This is a genomic window from Novacetimonas maltaceti (genome assembly GCF_002906255.1).
In the GTDB taxonomy this organism is placed as follows: domain Bacteria; phylum Pseudomonadota; class Alphaproteobacteria; order Acetobacterales; family Acetobacteraceae; genus Novacetimonas; species Novacetimonas maltaceti.
On record NZ_POTC01000100.1, the window covers coordinates 1 to 4,657 of the forward strand.

At 65.0% G+C, this 4,657-nt stretch carries 5 protein-coding genes and 1 pseudogene; 3 read left to right on the forward strand and 3 right to left on the reverse strand.

The genetic code is table 11. The annotated features are described in order from the left end of the window. Both KMAL_RS16045 and KMAL_RS16050 read left to right on the forward strand, forming a co-directional pair. Positions 1 to 443, forward strand: a pseudogene (locus tag KMAL_RS16045) (hypothetical protein); the annotation flags it as partial. Between the two features lie 119 nt (positions 444 to 562). Next, on the forward strand, positions 563 to 928 hold the full coding sequence (locus KMAL_RS16050; RefSeq protein ID WP_408887938.1) for a hypothetical protein: 366 nt from the start codon (positions 563 to 565) through the stop codon (positions 926 to 928). A 207-nt stretch (positions 929 to 1,135) separates the two neighbouring features. Here KMAL_RS16050 and hemH read toward each other — a convergent pair whose 3' ends face one another. The 3 genes from hemH to KMAL_RS16060 all read right to left on the reverse strand — a co-directional run bounded on the left by hemH (position 1,136) and on the right by KMAL_RS16060 (position 3,765). Then, complete coding sequence (gene hemH / locus KMAL_RS16055) at positions 1,136 to 2,185, reverse strand: ferrochelatase (protein WP_110096478.1); 1,050 nt, start codon at positions 2,183 to 2,185, stop codon at positions 1,136 to 1,138. Positions 2,186 to 2,456: 271 nt separating this feature from the next. Next, positions 2,457 to 2,588, reverse strand: coding sequence for a hypothetical protein (locus KMAL_RS17845; RefSeq protein ID WP_275399310.1), 132 nt, complete (start codon positions 2,586 to 2,588; stop codon positions 2,457 to 2,459). 100 nt (positions 2,589 to 2,688) lie between these two features. Then, positions 2,689 to 3,765, reverse strand: a complete 1,077-nt coding sequence (locus KMAL_RS16060; protein WP_110096479.1) for an A/G-specific adenine glycosylase — start codon at positions 3,763 to 3,765, stop codon at positions 2,689 to 2,691. Between the two features lie 10 nt (positions 3,766 to 3,775). Between KMAL_RS16060 and KMAL_RS16065 the strand changes: the two genes are divergently transcribed. Next, entirely contained in the window at positions 3,776 to 4,327 is a 552-nt protein-coding gene (locus tag KMAL_RS16065) for a DUF721 domain-containing protein (protein ID WP_110096480.1), read from the forward strand. Positions 4,328 to 4,657 lie beyond the last annotated feature (330 nt).

The window sequence follows — 4,657 nt, forward strand, 5'->3', positions numbered from 1 at the left end:
GCGGTGGTGGTGGCTGGCATGGCGGCGGCGGCCGCTGGCGCAACGTCGATGGCTGGCGTGGTGGCGGCTGGAGCGGCCGCGGCTGGGGCTGGGGCTGGGGTGGCTACGGCCTTGGCATGGGGCTGGGCATGGGGGCCGCGGCGGCGGCTGTTGCCGCCAGCCACCAGGCCGCGCCCGGTATCTATAACGGTACCAGCGGGTCCGGGCCGGAAGACGATTCCGTCTATGATGCCGAACTCAACAGCCTGTATTCCCAGATGCAGCAGCAGCAACAGCAGCAGTCGCCGCCCGTTTCCGCGCCGGCAGCAGCCGGGGGCGGGGCAGCATCTGCGCGTGCGCTGGCGCCTGGCACGACCACGCCTGCCGCACCCATGCAGCAGACGCATACCTGTCCAAGGGGACAGGTTTATAATGACCTGACGGAAAGCTGTGACCAGCCCTGACGGGGATGATGCATGTCCGAAGGATTGTGTTACTAATGTCCCTGAACAAGAAGCGCCGTAGCGGGGCAGGCCATCCCGCTCCCGGCAGGATCAGTATCGGGCCAGGTATGATGCAGACAATGACGGTACAGAAAATTTCCAGGGTATTCCTGCTGGCGACCACTCTGGTGGGGGGCTCTGTCGCGGTGGCGCATGCGGAACCGGGTGGATGCCTGAAATATGGCGCGGTCGGGGCCGTGGGCGGGCATGTTGCCAACCATCATACGGTTGCGGGCGCGATGGGCGGCTGCGCGGTGGGCATGTACAAGCGCCATGAATACCGCAAGGGCCTGCGCGAAAAGGCGGCCCTGTATGACAAGGAACATCCTGCCGATCCGAAGGAAAGCCTGTGGCAGCGTTATCGCAACCGCAAGACGGACGAGCAGAAAGCCACCCTGTATGATGCGGAACATCCCCCCGCACCGCAGGGCGCGCCCGCGCACTGAGGACATGGCGGCACTGGCCCTGCATCTAGGGCCGGTTATCGCAAGAAGGAAGGACGTCCCGCCATGGTCGGGATACCTTCCTTTTTTTATGCCTGACCAGCCGGCTTCCGACATGGTTTGAAAGCCAGAAGTTTTTGGTGAAGCTTTTTCCAAAAAGCTTCGAAGAACGCCGCCTTTTTGAAAAAAGGCGGCACCCAGAAATTTTTATTATTTATCAGTGATTGTGGCGTGATCCTCGGTCCAGCCCCGCAGTTCGTTGCGCACCAGTGTTTCGAGCATGTCGATCGCGACCGGGGCGTTGTTCAGGCACGGGATCAGCGTCAGTTCCTTGCCCCTTGCCTTGAGGAAGTCGGCGCGCACTTCATTCCAGATTTCATCAAGGGTTTCGATACAGTCCGCGACGAAGCCGGGCATGATGACCGCAATCCGTGTCACGCCCTGCGCGGGCAGCGATTCGATATAGGGCGCGGTATAGGGTTCCAGCCATTTCGCCGGGCCAAAGCGTGACTGGTATGTCAGCGGCATCGTGTCCGCGTCATATCCCGTCGCCTTGCGCAGGGCCGCGATCGTGCGTTCGCAGTCGACGGGATAATGGTCGCCCTTTTCCACATACTGCTTCGGCAGGCCATGGAAGGAGGCGACAATCTTCTGCGGCGGGGCGTCAAGCGTTGCCAGATGTTCGCGCACACGCGACGCAAGGGCGGCGATATAGGCAGGGTGATCGGGAAAGGGCGGCAGCGTGCGAATCGCGGGTTGGTTGCGCAGGCGCATCAGCGCGCGAAAGGCCTGGTCGTTGGCCGTGGCGGTCGTCGTCGCGCTGTATTGCGGGTAAAGCGGCGCGATGAGGATACGGTCGCACCCCTGCCGGATCAGGTCATGCAGCGCGCTTTCGGTCGTGGGGGTGCCATAGCGCATGCCCCATGTCACCACGATCCCGTCAGGCGCCAGTCGGGCCGCCAGCCCTTCGGCCTGGTCGCGGGTATAGGTGCGCAGCGGGCTTTCGTCGCGGTCGGTATGCCAGATCCGCTGATAGGCCGCCCCGGTCCTGCGCGGGCGGACCGTCAGCACGACCCCGTTGAGGATCGGCTTCCACAGCAGGGGATTCGCCTCGATGATGCGGCGATCGGACAGGAACTCCCCCAGATAGCGGCGGATGGCCGCATATCCCGTTCCATCGGGGGTTCCAAGGTTGCTCAGAAGGACGCCGATCTTGGGCGCGGGGGTCGGTGAATCCCGATGGATGGTTATGAAGGTCATGGGACAATCGTGCTACAGCAGGAAACGCCTTTAGGCAAAATCCCGCCTACGGAACATCGAGTAGGATATGAAGAAGTTTCCGGGGAAACTTCGGATCTGAAAAGGCTGTGTTCTTTGAAGCTTTTTGGAAAAAGCTTCACCAAAAACTTTTATGATTTCAGTATATTATGTGGCGTGTTCAGGTGGCCGGTCAGAAGAATGCCGCCTTGATTGAAATCCAGAGGCGGCATCCGGGCACTACTGTTTTGGAAGCGGTCTTTCAGGGGAGGCGTCAGCGCCGGTTGCGCACACGCACCGGCAGTGCCTGCGGGGCGAGGCCCCTGGCGCGCACAAGGTAGAGTGCTGCGGCCGCGCCCACGGAAAGGGCGAGCATCAACGGTGAAAGAAGCTGGACAACGGTCATGATACGGTCCCTTTCCACATCGCGGTTTTGAAGTGAACCGCGACGGGCGGGGGCGCGTCAATGAAAAAAGTGACATCCATTGCCGCCGCGTGCGGCCATTTCATTCCGTGGACGCGGCCGCCAGCGTAATACACTTGCGCATCAGCGATGCAATCCCCATCTGTCCCAGTCCGTCGCAGGGATGCACCAGTCCGCCGTCGCGCGCGATGGTGTTGGGGAAACGCGCAATGCGCGCGGCATAGACATCGACGATCAGGGTGAAATGGGTAAAGACATGCCGCACCTCGCCCACATGCCGCCATTGCGGCGCGGGCCGTCCCGGCGGGGCATGGCGCAGCGCTTCTTCCGTGGACCAGCGTTCCGCCCGCCATTGCGGCCCCGGCAGGCCAAGCGTGCCGCCAAGCAGGCCGCTTTCCGCCCGACGGTGCAGCAGCAGGCCGCCACTGGCGTCGGTCAGGTGGAAATGCACGCCATAACGCGTGGGGCGCGGGGCTTTCGGGGTCTTGTGCGGCAGGCTGGCTGCGATTCCCTTGCGCAGGCCGGCGCAGGCATCGCGCCACGGGCACAGGGCGCAGGCAGGCGTGCGCGGGGTGCAGATCCCCGCGCCAAGGTCGAACAGGGCCTGTGCAAAATCCGACGGGCGGTCATGCGCCAGCGGATCATCATTCAGGTGCGCTGCCTGCCGGGCGATGGCGGGACGCGCGCGGGGCAGGGGATCGGTCATGGCGAACAGGCGCGTGGTGACACGTTCGACATTGCCGTCAACCGGCACCACGGGACGTCCGAACGCGATTGCGGCGATGGCGGCGGCGGTATAGGGGCCGATGCCGGGCAGCGCACGCAGGCCCTCGACCGTGTCGGGGAAGTGCCCGCCCATGTCGCGCGCCACGACCTGCGCGCAGGCATGCAGGTTGCGCGCCCGTGCGTAGTAGCCAAGCCCCGCCCATGCCCCCATGACGGTATCGGCATCCGCGCGCGCCAGGTCGCCCACGGTGGGGAACAGTTGCGTGAATCGTTCGAAATAGGGGATGACGGCAGTGACGGTCGTCTGCTGCAGCATGATTTCGCTGCGCCAGACGTGATAGGGATCAGCACTTTGCCCCGGCAGGGCGCGCCATGGCAGGGTGCGGCGATGCCGGTCGTACCAGCGCAACAGTTCGGCAGCAGAAGGTGACACAGGGCCGCTTATGACGAAGGAACCGACACGGGGCAAGCGAAAGAAAGCCGCCGCCCCGACCGCGCAGCCTGCCCCCGCCGCCAGTTCCCCTGCCGCGGCACGCGGGGCGGAGCCCCCGCACCGTGCCCGCAGGCTGTGCAGCCTTGGCGCGCTGATGCCTGCCGTGACGCGCCCGGCCTTTCGCCGGCAGTCGCCTGCGGCGGTGCAGGTCATGCTGGACTGGGCCGATATTGTCGGGCCTGAACTTGCCCGCGTCACGGTTCCGCGCCGCCTGTCGGCCGGAACGCTGACGGTGGCCTGCGCCGGGCCGGTCGCCACCGAACTGCAGTACCTCGCCCCCGGCCTGATCGCGCGGATCAACGGTGTGTGCGGCGCGGGTGTCGTCAGCAGGATCAGGCCGCAGCAGGACCTGACATTGCGACCCGCCCCGCCGCCGCCGCGTCCGCGCCCGGTGCCCGCGCCGGTTGAAATCGGGGACATGCCCGAGGGGCCATTGCGTGATGCCCTGTCGCGCCTCGGGGGATGGGTGGGGCAGCGCGGTACATCGCGCAGGCGTGGGTAGCCCACGGCATTGTCGAACCGCGCGGCGGTATTACATAATGATGGCGGATGGTCATGAATCCGTCCCGAAAAGGACGTTTTTCGGGCGCATGACGTTGCACGGAACGCCGGGCCGGTCCCGGTCGACGTGGGATATGCCCGCGGCAGGGATAATGTGTCGCCGCCCGGAGGGGAGACGACGAAGGAAAGAGGATCTGGGTCGATGCGCAGGATTGCATTCGTGCTGGCGGTGTCGCTTGGACTGGTCAGCGTGCTGCCCGCGCCCTCCGCCTATGCGTGGCATGGCGGCGGTGGCTGGCATGGTGGTGGATGGGGCTGGCGCGGGCAGCAC

Excerpts from the sequence above, each read along its gene's own strand:
- KMAL_RS17845 (WP_275399310.1), bottom strand. The coding sequence starts at position 2,588 with ATGACCGTTGTCCAGCTTCTTTCACCGTTGATGCTCGCCCTTTCCGTG.
- hemH (WP_110096478.1), bottom strand. The coding sequence starts at position 2,185 with ATGACCTTCATAACCATCCATCGGGATTCACCGACCCCCGCGCCCAAG.
- KMAL_RS16065 (WP_110096480.1), top strand. The coding sequence starts at position 3,776 with ATGACGAAGGAACCGACACGGGGCAAGCGAAAGAAAGCCGCCGCCCCG.
- KMAL_RS16050 (WP_408887938.1), top strand. The coding sequence starts at position 563 with ATGACGGTACAGAAAATTTCCAGGGTATTCCTGCTGGCGACCACTCTG.